The 17,266-nt window shown below is 74.9% G+C and carries 1 protein-coding gene (only partly in view); it reads right to left on the bottom strand.

Translation table 11 applies throughout. The features are described 5' to 3' along the window. Positions 1–17,266: the 5' portion of a lonely Cys domain-containing protein gene (locus ABZ172_RS13040; protein ID WP_356883269.1), read on the bottom strand. The gene continues 9,758 nt to the left of window position 1, outside the view; 17,266 of the gene's 27,024 nt are visible here — the first part of the coding sequence; the start codon lies at positions 17,264–17,266; its stop codon lies beyond the left edge, outside the window.

Raw genomic sequence — 17,266 nt, 5'->3', positions numbered from 1 at the left:
ACGCCGGCTCGCGCAGTTCCGGCGTGGCGCCCGTCCTGGCGTCGGCCCAGCCGGTGCCCTCCGGAGGGGTGTGCGGGGTGATCTCCCCGGTGACCGCGGCCCACAGGTGGAGGTGGCGCGGGCGCAGGCCGCTCTGCGCGAGGCCGTCGGGGGCCTGCTCGCGGAACGGGCCCAGCAGGCTGCCGGGCGCGTGGAGCCGGCCGGGGTTGGCCGCGTCGCGTGCCTCGTCGCGCAGGAAGAGCTGGTGCGCCAGTTCGTGGGCGAACTCCACCGGGTCGGCGTCGGCCCACCAGGCCCGGTGGTTCATCGGCTGGTCGCGGCCGACGAGGTCGACCGTGAGGTGCGGGTCCCCGTCGGACGGCACCGCTTCGACCGTGACGTGCAGCCGGTCGCCGTTGGGCAGGCGGTGCCCCGGCGCGTTGTAGAACGTCTCCACGCCCTGGAGCACCCGTGCCATGACGGCGTCGGTGTCGGTGTCGCCCTCGCGGACGGCGAGCCGCACGGTCAGGTCGGTGACGGTCTCGCCGTCGTGGGTGAACCGGCGTACGTCGAAGGCGGATCGCACGACGGTGCGCGGGCGGTCGTCGAGGCGGGCGCGCGGCGCACCGGAGCCGGTCTCGCGCAGCGGCACGCGCAGGGCGGTGTCGCCGTCGCCCTCGGGGACCAGGTAGAGGGCCGTGGAGTCGGCCACGATCCGGTGGGGCGCGGCGTCCTGGTCGAGGTCGTCCAGGACGGGGGCGAGGGTGTCCATGTTGGCGACGCGGCCGATCCAGCCGCTGTCGCCGCGCAGGAGGGCGCCGGTCTCCGGGTGGACGAAGTCGTGGCCGAACCGCGTCCAGCCGTCCGGCGGGATCTCCAGCCCGTCGGGCAGCCTGATGTGCCCGGTGTCGGCGACCTCGTAGGAGAAGGGCTCCGCGCGGGACTCGGCGGAACGCGTGTACGGGTACCACCGTTCGGGCCGCGGTCCGGTGGCGGCGGGGGCGTCGTCGCCGTCCGTGCGGACCGGGTCCTTGCCCTTGCCCTTGCCGGGGTCGGTCCCGGGAGGCGGGTCGGCCACGGCGGTGCCGGTGGCAGCGGGCACCTCGGTGACGGGCACCGCGGAGGCCGGGTCGACACCGCCGAAGCGCGGGCGCATGAGCGTGACCGGGCGGCCGATCGGCCACTGCTCCACGACCGGGTCGAGACCGTCGTCGCGCGAGCCGCCGGGCAGGCCGCCCGGCTGGGAGCTCCGCTGCGGACCGCGGAGGGAGACGTGCCGCAGCCCTCCCCGGTGGTCGTCGACGGTGAGGGTGACGGTGGAGGAGACCGGGTCGCCGGAGGAGGTCCGGCGGTCGCGCACCGAGACCGGCTCGACGGTGAGGCGGTCGGCGGTGAGGTGAGGCTGCGGTGTGCCCTCCTGGAGGCGTGCGAGCGCCGCGTCGAGTTCCTGCCGGAACGAGGCGGCGACGGCGTCGGCCCGCACCTTCGCGATGTCCCGGCCGACGAGGCGTGCGCTGCGCCGGCCGGTGACCTGGACGTCCGGCAGCGGCAGGCCGTTGGACCGGTTCCAGAGCGCCGTCCTGGCCACCACCGTGGCCAGGTAGCGCAGCGAGGGCGTCGCGCTGTCGGGCGTCTGCTGGACGCCCTTGTCGAAGGTGATCGCCATCGGCTGCGCCTGCTGGCCGCGGATCACCACGGCGGTGAGCGGGTTGGCCTCGGCGGCGGGCGTCTCGGTCAGCAGTTCCGCGTTGGTGTCGTGCGCGGACTCGCCGGGGCGCTGCGAGTACATCCGCATGTACCACTGGTGCTTCCCCGCGATGACCGGTTCGAGCTGCCCGATGCGTGCCGCGGCGGCGCGGGTGGCACCCTCCAGCGTCCGCTCGGCGGCGGCGCGCTCGGGGGAGCCCGCGGGGGCCGCGTGCATCTCCGTCTGCGCCTGCTTGGCCCTGATCAGGGCCAGGGTCAGGTCGCGGTAGCCGCGCAGCTCCACGAGGGCCTTGTCCGTGCTGTCCTGCGGCTGTCCCTCCAGCTCCCGGCCCAGCCGTGCGGCCGTCTCCCGCAGTTCCGCCAGGTCGTGGTTGCGCAGGTTCGCCTGGACCGCCCTGCGGTGCCGGTGGTTGCGCTGGGAGGCGCGTGCGTGGTTCTCCAGCGAGATCTGGTGGCTGCCGTCCTCGCTGGCCAGGACGACGGTCACGAAGTGGTAGCCGAAGTGCGCGCCGCCGGCACCCACCTGTGGTTTGGCGTAGTTGTGCTCCAGGCTGGGCTGGCCGTGCTCGCCGGTGGCCGCGACGGACTGCACGACGTAGCCCTCGCCGATGTCGGCCCACGCGTGCTCGTTGATCCCGATGCGGCCGGCCGCGTAGGAGAGGGCCTCGCGCCGCGGGTCGTCCTCCTCGGCGAGGCTCAGCGCGCTGCCGTAGGCGCGGCCGGGCAGCGGGCCGCCGTCGCCGCCGGTGGGGCGGTCGTCCCCGCGGACCAGGCCGGCCGCCCACTGCGGGTCCGCCGAGTCCGCGGGCAGGTCGCCGTCCGCGAGGTGGCCCAGCGCGTCGGCGAGGTGGTGGGTGCCGGTCACCTCGGCCCCGTCGGAGGCGTTGACCGGCGCGGTGACCGCCGGGCCGCCCCCGGGGCCGCGGAAGACCATGTGCGAGGTGCGGGAGTTCTGGGCGAGCATGTCGGCGAAGTCCCGGCAGATCTCCTCGGTGGAACGGCCGGAGTCGGTCAGGAAGTCGGGGGTCACCAGGAACAGCTGCCTGCTGCCGCCGTCGGGGAGGGGCAGGATGACGCTCAGGTCCCGGTCGACCGTCAGGCGCACCGCGGCGCCCGCGCGCGCCAGCTTGACCGAGGCGTGGGCGACGGCCTCCTCGGTCGCGAAGACCTGCTGCCCGTACATGCCGTTCTCGACGGCGAGCGTGCGGTCCGAGGAGATCCGCAGCACGGGCCGCTCGGTGAGGAGCGTCTCGTGGTAGTCCTGCACGGACATGGCCAGTTCGGGCGCGTCCTCGGTGCCGGTGAGGGCCCGCGGGGTCTGCCAGCTGCCCCGGATCCCGCCGGGCCTGCGGAAGACCACCTCGGTGTCGCGGCCGTTCACGACGCCGTACGCCGTCGTGGTCAGCGGGTCGGCGCGGCGCGCTTCGATGCCCTCCGGGTGGCCGGGGGTGCTGCCGTACATGCCGAGGATGTCCGCGACGTCCCCGTCGCTCTCGCTCTCGCTGTCGCTGTCGTCGGAGTCCGGCCGGGCGGAGGTCCAGACCCGGCCGATGTCGTCGCCCGGGCCGAGCGGCCCCAGCGTGACGTTGTCGGTGCCGCTGCGCCAGTCGGTGGACGGGCGGGGGCCGTGCTCCGAGTACCAGACCCGGGATCCGGTGAGGTCGGCGACGTGCTGGGCGAGGGAGGCGATGTCGCCGTACGGGACGACCAGCACGACGTCGGCGCCGGCGGGGCGCGCCGGGTCCCGCGCGATGATCCGGGCGAGCTCCGCGGGGTCGTCCAGGGTGAGCGTGCCGCGCGGCGTGTTCAGCTGGACGGAGTCGGCGTCCGCCTGGGCGAGGACCGTGTAGGCGGCCGGCCACGGCGCGGGCCACCTGCTGAGCCGGCCGTCCGTGCTCTCCACGGCGTACGAGTCCAGGGGCGGCACCTCGGTCCCGGTGCCGGTCCAGTTCCGTCCGGTGGAGGGTCCGGACCTGAACCGGGTGCCCCGGCCGAGGGCCGCGTCGTGGCTGGTCAGGTAGGCGGAGAGGGCGGCCTCGTCGCGCAGTTGCGCCGGTGACGCGCTGAGGGCGACGGATCCGAGGAGCAGCAGGTGCCGCTCGTTCACCGCGGTGCCCGGGGGGAGTCCCAGCACCCGTGCCGCCAGATCGCGGAGCGGGTCGCCCCCGGCCACGGAGGAGGTCTGGAGGTGGTTCCGGGCGAGCTCGCGCAGGGACAGGGCCGTGCCGACGAGCATCTCGGGTGCGTACTCGTCCCGGGCCGCGGGGCCGAAGAGGGCGTCGAGCCAGTCCTGGTGGGTGGTCTGCGGGCCGGCGTCCTCGTCGTCGCTGTCGTCGCTGTCCTCGGCGTCGTCGCTCTCGCCGCTGTCGGGACCGGTGGTGTCGTCGGTGAACCGGAACTGCGCCAGCGCGTCGGCGTCGGGCTCGTCGGTGAAACGGAACCGTGCGAGCGCCTCGGCCTCCCGGTCGGCGCCGGACAGCGTGCTCAGCTCGAACGCCTCCTCCTCGGCCTTGACCGGCGGCTGCGAGGTCTTCGGCTCGGGGGCAGGGGTGCGGGGAAGCAGGGCGACGAAGTCGCCGCCGCGGCGGCGCAGCCGGAGCTCGGGGCTGTCGGAGCTGGGGCCCGGATAGGTGTGGAAGGTGCCGTTCTCCTCGATCAGGGTGACGGCGGTGCCGGTGGCCGCGGCGGCCCACTCGGCGACGGCACGGTCGGCGCCGGGTCCCCACGGAGCGGTGGTGAGATGGCGGCGCAGATGGCCCTCCCGGGCCTCGGGGCTCGGACTCGGCCTTCCCGCACGGGTGTTCATCGGCGGCGGGGAGAAGAGGGAGTCGCGCGCGCCGGGGTCGCCGGGCAGGCCGTTCAGGCGCATCAGCTGGGCGGGCGGCGCGCCGGCGCGCCGCCGCAGCCGCGACGCCTCGTGGCGGTCCGTCCCGGGCAGGGCCGCCGCCTGGTTCAGGGCGGTGGAGAGCGCGCCGAAGAAGCCGTTGCCGCGTCCGGAGGGGGTGCCCTGGGTGTAGGTGGCGCCGTCGGGGGCGGTGAGGACGCCGTTCCGGTCCAGCCGGAAGCGCGGACCGGTGGCGTCCGCCGGGGGCAGCCAGGGCGCGGTCTCGTGGTTGCGGTGCGGGGACGGCTTTCCCGACGTGTCCGTGTCCGGGGCCGGCCCGCTCGCCGGCGCGGGCAGCGGCGCGGTGACGGGTGCCGCGGTGCCGGCCGGGAGGGCTGCGTGGAAGAAGCCGCCCTCGGCGAAGAGGACGGGGTCGGCCGCCGGGTCGACGGCCGCCGGGTCGGCGCCGTGCGGGAGGAAGAGCTGGTCGCGGCCCTCACCGGTGACGACCGTGAGCGGGGTGCCGAGGACCCGTGCGGCCAGGGCGGGCAGCAGGTCGGCGCCGCCGTGGTCGCCGGCCCGGCGCTCGGGCGGGGCCGGTTCGCCGTCGGTGTCCGGGCGCGGTTCGCTCGCGAACGGGCGGGAGAGTGCCGCTCCGGCCAGGGCGATCCGCTGCTCCGGGGTCGGCCAGACGGTCACCGGGAGTCGTCCGAAGGCGTCGAACTCGGCCTGCTGGGCCGCCGTCAGGCGGATGCCGGCGCCGTCGATCTCGGCCTGGGTGAAGGTGTCGGCGATGTCGAGGGCGAGGGAGTCGAGGAGGTCCTCGTTGCCGTCCTGCCCCAGCGCCCACGCCAGGCGGTCGCGGGCGGCCGCGACCGCCTCGGCGGTGACCGCCGGGCCGCCGGGGTCCGCCGCGAACCGGTCGGCCAGGTCGGTGCCGAGCAGGTGGGGCAGCCGGCCCCGGTCCTGGGCCGCGGCGAGCAGCGCGTGGAAGAACGAGGCGCCGTCGTGCGGCACGGCGTGCACCTCGCGCACCGTGGCGCCGTCCGGGGAGGTGAGGGTGCGCGGGGCGGTGTCGGTGGCGTCGGTGACGGTGTACGGCGCGGGCGCCTCGGAGGGCCAGTCGGGAGCGGTGTACTCCTGCGGGGCGTCCTTCACCGGGACCGCGGCCGAGCCCTGGTGGTGGGCGGTGAGGCGGGAGGCGGCGAGCTGGAGCCGGTGGTGGTCCGTGGCGGCGCTGTCGGTGCGCTGCTCCCAGCGGTTCACCTCGTCGCGGGCGGCCTGCCAGGCGGTGACGGCCGGGGAGGGCGTCACCGCCGTGCCGGAGCCGTCGGGGCCCAGGGCGGTGCGCTCGTCGTCGCTCAGGCCGAGCCAGGTCTCCCGGGACCGCGCCCGTGCGTCGTAGTAGCCCTTCTCGGCCGTGGCGAGGTCGGCCGCGGCCTTGGCCTGGTCGTCCCAGGCCGCGAGGACGTCGTCGGTGAGCGTGGAGTCGTCCAGGAGGCCGTAGTCACGCGCGATGTCCTCGCGGAGCCAGACCAGTGCGGTGGTCTCGGCCTCGGCCGCGCGGGGACCGCGCTCGGCCTTTCCGAGCGCGTACATCGGCCGGCTGTCGGTGACCCGGTGGTGGACCTCGGAGACCGACAGCCAGCTCACCGGGACCGCGAAGAGCATGCTCCGGTCGGTGACGACCTTGACGTGGGTGCCGAGGGTGGTGTCCGCGGTGCCCCGGAGCGTGGTGCCGTCGTTCGTGCCGGCGATCGGGACGGTGGCGCCGGGGTTGGTGACACCCGCGTTGCTGTTGCCCGCCAGCGGCGCGGTGCCCGCCGCGCCCTCGACGTTGTCGGTGATGCCGGCGTCCAGCGCGTCCGAGGTCTTCGACCGCTGCATGGCCTCCATGCGCGGCTTGTTCTCCACGGCGAGCAGCCGGGCGCCCTTGCGGTGCATGCGCGCGTAGAGGCGGGAGTCGGCGGTGTGCGACTGGCCGAAGAGGTGCGTGGAGGCCTGGGTGGGCAGCGAGGTGCCGTTCGCGCCGAGCGCCTCGCGGAAGCCGGACGTCAGGCCGACCTGTGTGGTGGCCTCCTGCTGGGCCTGGGCGGGGGCGGTGCCGAGGCCGGTGAGCGGGGTGAGGCGGGCGGTGCGGACCCGTCCGTGGAGGACCGCGCCGGTGTGGCGCGATCCGAGGTCGCCGTCGCCGAGGCCGTCGGCGCGGGCGGTCGCCAGGGTCAGGGCGTCCTGCACGTTGGCGGCGCCGCGGATGTCCACGGCGAGGATGCCGGAACCGATCTGGTCGTCGAAGGGCAGGATGTCCGGATCGGGGCTGCCGGTGGTGTTCCCGCCGGACGTGCGCCAGGCCGCGATGCCGTCCGGCCGGGACTGCTCGGCCGTCAGCATCCGCACCGCGCGCTCGGGGGCCTTGACGTCCTGCTCGGTGAGCGCGCCGTCGGAGCCGGGGCCGTCCGGGGTGAGCAGGCTCGCCGGGAGGACCTCGTGGAGGGTGCCGACGGGTACCGCGGTGACCGAGGGGGTGAGCCGGTCACCGGTCGCGTCCGTCATGGTGACGGTGAGGGTGTAGCTGGTGACGATCTCGGCGTGCGCCTGGGTGGTGGCGATGTTCGGCATCGCGGTGGTGCCGGAGGTCTGGGTCCGGCCGCTCGACCGCTGCTTGGCCGCGGTGCCCTGGAGCGAGGGGTTGGCGACCAGGATGCCGCTGTCCGCCGCGCGTTCACCGGCGCTGAGCGTCAGGTCGGCGCCGCGGTCCTGCGAGGTGCCGTCGGCGTCGTCGCGTGCGGTGGTGCGGTAGTCCTCCAGCTCGTAGCCGGTGCGCAGCCTCTCCACGGTGGTGGTGACCGGGGTGAGCGTGAACTTCATCTGCCCGGGGCTGCCGCCGACCGGCAGGTGGAACGGGCTGGTCCAGGTCCGGTAGCGGACCGGGAGGGTCATCCCGTCGGTCGTCAGCTCGTGCAGGTGGGCGGCGAGGAAGTCCGGGGAGAGCCTCTGGAGGACCTGTTCGCGGTCGTGGGAGGGCACTCCGGCCCGCTCCAGCTGCCGCATCAGCTGCCGCGCCGCCTGGCCGGCGTCGAGCTGGCCGCTGGGGTGGCTGGGGAACCGGCGGCTGCGGAGGTAGGGGGGCAGCCGGTACCCGCCGCCGAGATTGCGCGGGGTGGTGGTGCTCAGGCCGTCCGGGGCGAGCCCCGCCTCGATGACGTCCTGCATCGGGAGGTGGAACATCACCGCGTCGCGGATGCGCTGGAGCGCGGCGGCGGCACGGCGGGGGGCGAGGCTGTTGCCGAGCCCCTCGGAGACCCGTCCGGCCAGGGAGCTGATGCGGGCGCCCGCCCGGGTGCCGATCGTGCCCATCGCGGCCGTCCAGCGGTCGCGTACCGCGACGGTCTCGGCGGTGTCGGCGACCACCAGGTACATCCGCCCGGAGAAGCTGACGGTGGTGTTGCGTCCCCGGGTGACGGTCTGCGCGACGCTGCGGCCCTTGCCCCAGGCGTACTGCATGGCGGTCGAGTAGGAGCCGACGACCGCCGAACTCCCGGGGGCCTGCTGCAACGGCATGTCGGCGCCCTGGAGGCCGAGGGTGGTGCGCGAGACGGTGCTCGCGCTGCCGTTGATGCGGTGCTCGTTGCCGACGGTGACTTCGAGGCTGGCCGCCTTCGGATCGCTCTTGACCCGGAAGTTGCTCAGCTCGCCGCGGATCGCCGCCTTGAGGTAGTGCGTGCGGAAGGGCCCCGCACCGTTGAGACCGGTGATGCGCGAACCGAACGGGCCCAGGTACTGGCCGAGTTGTCCGGCCACGCTGAGGTTCGCCATCGCCCGGCGCAGCGCGGTGCGCACCGGGGCGCCGGGCGCGCTGACGTGCCAGGAGGTGCCGGAGGCGCGGTCGGCGGTGTCCTGGGTGAGCTGCTGGCGCTGCGGGCCGCCCTCGGTGCTGAGCACCACGTGCGGGGAGCTCAGCAGCTTCTCGGTGAGCCGGCGGTCGGCTGACCCGGTCCGCGGCAGCGGACGGACGCCGTCGAGGAGCTGGTCCGCCTCGGTCGAGGAGAGCTGGCGCGGCGGGGGTGCGGTCACCGGGGCCGCCCCGGTCGCCGGCGGGTCGACGGGGGCGTGGCGCTCGGAGCCGTGCGCGGCCGGGACGGCGAGCTCGACCCGGCCCACCGTCTCGTTGCCCCGGCTGAACAGGGGGCGTTCCGCGACCTTGCTGACGAAGACGCCCGCGCCCAGCAGGCCCACCGAGGCGAGCCGCGCCCAGCCGCGCGGGCGGCGGTGGCCCTCGAAGGTGGCCCCGAGCTCCACCTGGTAGCTGTAGAGGTCGCTGCCGTTCTGGAACATCAGGTGGTCGTGGGTGACCGCGACCGTGCTCCGGGTGGCCTTCTGGTCGGTCCGGGCGTGCCGGGCCCCGATCGTGACGCTCCCGGTCTGGCGGGGCAGTCCGACGTCGGACACCTTGTCGTGGTCGCGCGGTGAGATGCCGAGCTCCACACCGCCGGAGAGGGTGATGGCGGCCTGCTGCCCCTGGCCGGACACCTCGGTGCCGACCACCGCGTTGCGCAGCGAGCGTTCGTTCATGGTGGTCTCGAACCGCCGGTCGGTCAGGCGGGCCCGGAGGATGAGCGTGTGGTGGCCGCGGCGCACCTTGCCGTCCTCGGTCAGGGTGACCGGGACCCCGGTGGTGGTCAGGTCGTCCAGGCTCTGGGCCAGGCTGGGCCGGTTGAGCGCCTCGCGGACCTGGCGGTCGTTGTGCAGCGCGGTCCGCATCCGCCCGTCGCCGTACCAGAACTTGGCCAGTCGCGGGTGCCGCAGCATGAGCGGGGGGACGAACAGCGACGGGTACGACTGGTGCAGCGTGTCCAGCACGCTGTCGGCGAAGGCCCGCATGGGGTCCTGCGGGGTGGCCGGGGTGGCCTGCGGCTGCGGCTGGCTCTGGTCCTGGTTCTGGCTCTGGGTCTGGTCCTGGGTCTGGTTCTGATCCTGGGTCTGGGTCTGATCCTGGGTCTGGGTCTGGGTCTGGGGCTGCGGAGGAGTCTGGTCCTGCGGCTGCGGCTGCGGCTGCGGCTGCGGCTGCGGCTGGACCTGCGGGCGGTGGGGACGGAAGCCCTCGGCGCGCACCTGACCGCTCAGGTGGACCGGGTCCTCGCGGGTGAGGTACCAGGGCACCGGCGGCTCGGCGTCCGGGTGCGGACCGGTCCGGCCGGGCGTGCGGCTGTCCCAGCCGGCGAGGCGGCGGGCGTCCTGGGTGGCGATCCAGTCCAGGCTGACCACCCGGACCGGACGGGCCGCCGACGGCGGTTCGCCGGGCTTGCGCACCATCAGCGTGCGCTCCACCCGGTAGAGCGCGACCGGCTGGTTGCGGACCCGGGCGGTGGTCTTGCGGGCGGCGTCGGCGCCGAGGTAGTGGCCGCGCCCGGTGGAGAGGTCCACCCGGGCCAGCGGCCCGCCCTGGATGCGTACGTCGGTGTCCACGCCGGCGAGCTGGTAGTTGGGCCCGGCGGTGACCTGGAAACCCAGGCGGGTGTCCCGTACGTGGCCGCGCTCGTTCTGGTAGGTGGTCTGCGTGATTTCGCGCAGCTCCGACTTGACGGACTCGACGACGAGCGTGGCCCGGTTCGGTACGGACCGCTCCACGATCAGGTGGCCGAGCGGGTGCTGTCCGCTGCCCCGGGTCAGCTCGGGGCCGGTGACCGGTCCCACGAACCGGCCGAACAGCGCGAGGAGGCGCCCCGGCCGGACGTAGGAGACCAGGGTCCGGTGGGCCGAACTGCCGGGCCGGGCACCGGACAGGGCGAGGGCCGTGTCCTCCGGCGGGTCCACCAGGTGCAGCCCGGTGGTGTCGGTCATCCGCGGTTCGGTCCCGTCCGGGAAGGTGAGCGTCGCGGGTGCCTGGCGGGGGCCCGTACGGGGCACGGTGAGGTCGTCCGGAAGGCGCCAGCTGAGCCCGTCGCGCATCGCGAACTCCGCGCTGTGCACCTGGGTGCGCTGCCAGTTCGGCTTGGCGGCGGGCACGACGCTCCGCCCGGCGGGGGCGCCGGGCCCGGTGTCCGGCCGGGGGGTGACCGGTGCCTCCGTGACACGGTCCACCCGCACGCGGTAGTGCACGTCGTCCAGGTGGAGGTGCGAGCCCTCCCAGTTGCGCCACTCGGTCTGGTTGAACGCCTGGGTGCCCTGGGTGTAGTCGGTCCTGCGGGTCCAGCCGAGCGAGAAGCCCAGCTTCAGCAGCCAGTTGAGCGGCGGGCCCATGCTGATCCCGCCCGCGATCCGCCGGCCGAAGCCGACGCTGCGTCCGCCGCCCGTGCCCGCCTGACCGCGGCGCATGGTGTCCAGCCGCACGGTCGCGCCGCCCACCTCGGAGAAGCGTTCCCAGCGGTGGTACGGGATCGCCTCGACGGTCATCTCGTGGCCGATGCCGGACTTCTCGCGTCCCACGAAGCGCGCGCCGCGCGGGGCGGTGAAGGCACCGGGCTGATGGGTCAGCAGCCGCAGGAGATCGGCCTCGTCGAACTGGCTGCGCAGCTTGGCCGGCAGCTTGCCGAGGATCTCCTCCGCCACCTGCTCGGGCGAGCGCAGGGTGGTCCGGCCGACGCCGGTGAAGAGGCCGGTCCGGTGGCTCCGCGTGGTGCCGTCGGTCCGCCCGCCGGGCGTGCCGTCGTCCGGGTCGGAGTCCGGGCTGATCAGGATCGTGGGCAGCCGGCTGCCGTCCTCGAAGGTGACGGTGGACGGCACCGGGCCGGGCGGCCGGGCGTCCGGACCGGTCAGCAGCCGTGCCGGGCGGTGCCGTTCGAGCTGCGTCTCCAGCGGGACGGGGTCACCCCGGTCGGGGGTCTCGGTGCCGGCGCCGTCGAGATCGGTGATCCCGCCCATGCTGCGCAGCCACTCCCCGAGGGGGTCGGAGCCGGGCGGGTCCTCGGTGGTGGTCGAGGTGTCCGGGTCCTGGGTGGTCGTCGTGCCGTCCGGGTCGCCGGTGGTCTTCGGGTCCGTGGTGGTCTTCGGGTCCGGGGTGGTGGACGTACCGCCCGGGTCGCCGGTGGTCTCGGGGTTCTGCGTGATGTCGACGTCCGGCACGGGGGTGAGCGGGGCGGAGGCCGGGACCAGGGCGTCGAAGTGGTCGGAGCCGTTGTACGCCAGGTGGAGGGTGCCGCCCGGGCCGCCCGGGTTGAGCGTGTTGACGAAGGTGTTCCCCGGCGACTGCGGGTCGGGCTGGACGAGCCGCAGGTCGAGGTCGAGGGTGTGCGCCAGCGCCTCGGGGAGCAGGTCGGCGAACGGGGACGCCCACAGCGCGGACAGCTCGGCGGCCGAGGCGACGAGCCCCCTGGCACCGAGCCGCCGGGCGTCGGCCGGGGTGGGCACCACGGAGGCGAGCTGCGGGTAGTCGCTGTCACGGAGGATCTGCTGCCAGGCGGCGGCGTCGCCCTGGGTGACGACCGCCCGGGCCGTCCGGTTCCAGCGCTGGTTGATCCGTTGGAGCTGGGCGGAGTCGGTCACCCCGGCGGTGGCGCGCATCCGCAGGTCGTCCACCACGGCGAACACCGGGTCCGGGATCGCCATGTCCACGGCGTCGCCCAGCTCGGTCCCGGTGATCCGGTTGCTGAGCATGCGGCGCAGGCCGGCCACGTTCTGCGCGGCCCAGGCCGGCGGTATCGGGTGGCTGCGCGCGCTGTCGAGCAGCGACCGGAAGAGGCAGTTGCCACCACCGGGCGTGTCCAGCCGCCGGAAGGCCGATCCGTCCGCGTGCACGGTGTCCGTGGGGCCCGGAGCGGTCTTGCTGAGGAGGTCGACGTCCTCGGCGGTGCTCACCGGGCGGCTGTGGACGGGGGCCAGGTCGGGCCTGCGCCGGGCGAGTTCGGCGGTGTCCTCGGGGCTCAGGCCCAGCTCGGACAGCGGCAGCGGACTGCTGGAGAGCGACCAGGTGACCTGTGCGGTGGGTGCGTAGGCGAGGCCGCGTACGTCCTCCTGCGAGACCAGGGTGGTCGGCGGGAGCGCGGGCGGCGGCGGGGGCAGCAGGGCGTCGAGCGTGGTGTCGGGGCCGGCCTGGGAGCGCAGGTCGGCCGCGGCCCGCAGGAAGTCGCGGTACTGCTCGGCCGTCGGGCCGGCCGCCGGATCGCCCGCGGTGTCGGGGGTGGCACCGGTGTGGGCGGTGACCATCCGGCGCAGCAGGTCCGGGGTCATCCGGCCGTCGCCGTAGCGGGCCGCGGTGGACGGGCTGTGCCAGCGCAGGCCGTCCACGAACGCGAGCCCCGCGAGGAGCTCCTGGTTCTCCGGCTGCTGTTCGGCGTCCGGGCCGAGGGCGTCGCGCAGGGTGCGGACCTGCTGGAGGGCCCGGGTCAGGGTGAAGGCGTCAGCGGGGTCCGGGCCGGTGTGGAGGCCCATGTCGCGGGCCAGGTCCTCCAGCCGGGTGCCGCTGGGCTCGGGGGTGAACACGCGCCACTGTCCTGGCCCGTCCGCGCTCTCGGTGAGCACCGCGCGGACGTCGCCGTTGCCGTCCCTGGCGGTACCGACCTCGGTGGTCGGCGCGTGGACCCGGCGCCCGGTGCGGTTGGCGACGTGCTGGGCGACCGGCAGTCCGGCGATCTCGGGCTGCCGTCCGGTCTCGCAGGAGAAGAGCACCAGCGGCCGGTCCTGACTGCCGCCGTCGGACCAGGTCTTGAGCACCTCGCCGAGCTGCACACCGCTGACCTTCACGGTGGGCCGCGCCGCGTCCTCGGTCCCGAGCGTGACGGTGCGGGAGGTGCCGTGCCCCGCGAAGTAGTCGGCGCCGCGCTCGGTGCCGGAGCCGGGGAGCGCGGTCGGCGGTCCGGTGAACACCGTCCGCCGGACGGGCGGGTCACCGGCGGTCGCCGGGGCCTCGGAGGTCGTGCGCACCCCGCGGAAGGTGTCCGCTCCGAGCAGCGCCCGGCGCCCCTCGGCCCGGGCCGTGCCGTCCTCGGCCGGGCCCTGGGAAATGGTCAGCGTCTGGATCGCGACGCCGGGTCGCGGCTTGGCGACCGTGTCGGGAACCAGGCGCCGCAGCTGGGCGACGGGCACCGTGTGGCCGTCCAGCGTGGTGACGGCCTGCTCCCCGTCGGGACGGGTCCGGCCGTCACGGCCACCGGAGGTGGAGCCGTCGACGACGGGGCGCACCACGATCCGGCCCGGCGGCGGGGGCGCCACCGGCGTCGGCGCGGGACCGTTCTCCGGCGTGGTGGACGGGGGCGGCGGCGGGGAGCCCTCGCTGCCCGGTCCTCGTCCGCCCCCGACGCCGGGAGTCCGTCCGCCCGTCGTGCCCCGTCCGTCGCCGTCCCCGTCCCTGTGGCCGTCCCCGTCGCGGGAACCGTCGTTCTGCCCGGACTCCAGGTGCAGGTCCGTGGCCGTCTCGGTCCAGGGCCGGGACAGGGTGCTGAGCTTGGACGGGCCGGGTGCCGAGGTGGTGGAGGGGTCCGGACGGGAGGTGTCGCCGCGTGCCGGGGCCGGCTTCTCCGGGTTCGCCGTCGAGGACGGGTCCGCCGAGACCTGGTCCGTGGAGGAGGTGGTGACCGGATTGCTGCCGGTGGGCACCCCGCCCTGGGTCGCGGGGCGCGGTCCCGGGCCGAGGGCGTCGGCCAGCGGCATCAGCACGTCCGCGCCGGGGAACGCCGTGTCGGCGGTGCCGTCCGCCGTCGCACCGGGTACCGGTCCGGCGAGCGGCCGGACCCGGACCGGCCCGTCGGGCCCTTCGCGGGTCAGCTCGACCGCCGCGCGCACCGGGCGCCCCGTACCGTCCGGCGCCACCGCAGGTCCCAGCACGACGGCCCGGTCGGTCCCCGCGCCGTCGAGCAGCGCGACCGCCTCGGGCGACCCCTCCCCCGGCGGCGGCACCTCCGACACCACGATCGTCAGCGGCTGCGCCTGCGTGGACTCGGGACCGCTGTTGCGGACGGGGGCGGTCTTCACGTCGGCCGGGACGTCGGTACCGGTGGTGTCGGAGGTGGTGTCACCGGTGACGGTGCCGGTGGACGAGCCGACGGTGCTGATCTTCGGCGGCGAGGTGGAGAGGTCCGCGGACGGGCCGGTGCCGGGGTTCTCCGCAGGGTCCTGCGCGCCGTCGTTCCCCTTCGGGAGGCCGGTGTCCTGTGCGCCGTCGTTCCCCGTCGGAAGGCCGGTGTCCTGCGTGCCGTCGTTCCCCGTCGCGGGGCCCGTGTCCGGAGTCGTGGTGGTGTCGGAGGCGGGTCCGCCCTGGCCGGACGCGTCCGGCGACGCCGTCGAACGGTCCCCCGGTCCCGTGCTGTCCGGAGTACGCGTGCCCGGGGGCGTGTTCGTGGTGGCGGCGGACGGCCCGGAGGTCGTGGGAGTGCCCCCGGGCCGGGCTGCGCCGCCCGTGCCGGAGGCGGCGGGGCCGCCCGTGGCGACGGGAGCGCCCGGCTGCCGGCCGTCCCCGGTCGCGGGGTCGTTCTGCCGGGCCGACGGATCCGGCGGGTTCAGGACGTCGTCGCCCTGCAGGTCCGTCCGGGACGTGACGGCCGGGATGTCCGACGACGAGGTGTCCGGGTCCGGCGAGGTGAGCCCCGGGTCCTGGGGCGTGGTCGCTCCGCCGTCCTCCGGAGACGTGAGCCCGGTGTCCTCGGGCGAGGTCGCCCCGGTGTCCTGCGGAGAGGTGGCACCCGGGTTCTGCGGGGCGGTGGTTCCGGGGTTCTGCGGGGCCGTCGTACCGGGATTCTGCGGGGCGGTGCTGCCCGGGTTCTGCGGGGCCGTGGCACCGGGGTTCTGCGGGGCGGTGCTGCCCGGGTTCACCGGCGCCGTGGCACCGGGGTTCACCGGCGCTGTCACACCCGGGTTCACCGGTGCCGTGACGCCCGGGTTCTGCGGGGCCGTCGTGGTGGAGTCGCCCGGTGCGTCCTGGACCACGGTGTCCGACGAGGGGTCGGGGAGCGTGCCCAGCGGGCCGTCTCCGACGGATCCGGGCGGGGGCGTGACGGAGGTGTCACCGCGGAGGTCGGGGGCGACGGTGATCGGGGGGTCCACCGTGACCGGCGTGCCGAAGCCGCCGAGGGCGCGGCGCACGTCGTCGCTGTCGATCTGAGCGGCCGGGCCGTTCCCCGCCGGCACCACCCGCACCTCGGGCACCTGCGACAGGTTGCCCTGCAGACCGTCGCGGACCCCGATCTCGGTGCTGCCGGGCGGCGGGGTGCCGCGCAGCGCCGCGAGGTCGTTCAGGGCCTGCGTACGGATCTCGGGCGAGCCGTTGTGGACCTGCTGCCACAGCTCGTTCTCGGCCGCGGTGACGGGCAGTGTGCCCGGGGTGTAGGGCGGCGGGATGCCCGGGGAGTACGGCGGCGGGGACTGTTCCGGGAAGGTCGAGTTCTCCGGGCTGTAGGGCGGGGGCGCCGGACGGCCGGTGCCGTCACCCTGACCGGTGGTCTGCTGGACGACCGGGGGTGCGGTGGTCCGGGGGCCGTCGCCGCCCGTGGTGTCCCTGTCCGTGGGCCCGCCGGAGCGGTCGGAGCGGTCTTCGGAGCCGGAGGAACCGTCGGTGTCGGTGCCGCCGGGGCTGCTTCCGCCGGACACGGTCGGCGGCCGGCTGCCCATCTTGTCGATGACGTGCCGCAGTTCGGCACCGCTGTTCAGGGCGGTGCCGGTGAGGGTGGACTCGACCTGGCTGCTGAGGCCGGCGCCGACGAACGTGGACCAGCTGGTGGACCAGTCGCCGTCGAAGGCGCCCTTGATCAGGATCTCGGCGAGGGCCTCGCCCGAACCGGCGGCGAGGAAGTCGGCCGTCCCCTTCAGCCCGTAGTGCCCCGCCAGCGCTCCCGGCCGGTCGGAGTTGTTGCGCAGGGTCTGGTTGTTGCGCCACAGGTTGAGGTTGTTCCGGAAGGAGAGCGGGTCGTTCCGGAAGGTCACCGGCGGGTTGTTCGAGCGGCTGGGACCGTTCCCGTACGGAGTGGGGTCGGGGCGGCCCGGGTTGGGGCTCGGCTCCGGCTTGGGGGACGGACCGGGATTCGGCTTGGGGGTCGGGCCGTTGCCCTTGAAGTCGATGTCCAGGTTGCTCTTCGGCTTCGGCGGCGGCTTGAAGTCGAGGTCGGGCCCCTTCTTCAGGAAGTTGTTGTCGAAGCTCTTGACGATGTTCTTGGCGAACTTGTCGAAGACGCTGGTCAGGAAGCCGGCCGCGGCACCGAACGCGGCGGACTTCAGGATGTCGTTCCAGTCGAAGCCGTCGGGGCGGCGGCCGTCCGGGGCGAAGTTCATCATCGCCAGCCGCACCGCGAAGGTGGTGAACGCCTCGGCGAACGCCTCCGTCAGGGAGGGCGCCAGGTGCAGTCGCTGGAGCAGGTGGCTGAGCGTGGTCAGGACGAAGAACCGGCTGCGCAGCTTGGCCATCATGATCTGGCTGGCCGAGGCGCCACCGGTGAAGAAGGACATCGCGAGGTAGATGGCGATCTCGATGAGCAGCCGGATGATCTCGGCGATGACCTGCCACTTGGACTCCATGATGTCCATGGAGGTCTTCCGCCGGCCCTGGGCGATCTTGTCGAGCTGGTCGGAGAAGTCCTTGAGGTAGTTCTTCCCGCCGTCGTCGATGAGCGTGCCCATGGCGGCCGCGTACGACTTGGAGAGGTCGTCCGGCATGGACTCGCTGATGTCGTGGATCGACTTGTCGATCATCGAGGAGAGCCGGTCCAGCTTGCGGCCCAGGCCGGAGTACGGCGTACGGCTCTCGTAGGCGAGGTCCTCGTCGGCATCGATGAGCTTCTCCCCGGTGAGGATGAAGATCATCGCGTTGACCTCTGGCGATACCTGGATACTCAT

It is taken from the genome of Streptomyces sp. NPDC006296 (assembly GCF_040613235.1).
Lineage (GTDB): Bacteria > Actinomycetota > Actinomycetes > Streptomycetales > Streptomycetaceae > Streptomyces.
This window is presented reverse-complemented; position numbering and strand designations above follow the sequence as displayed.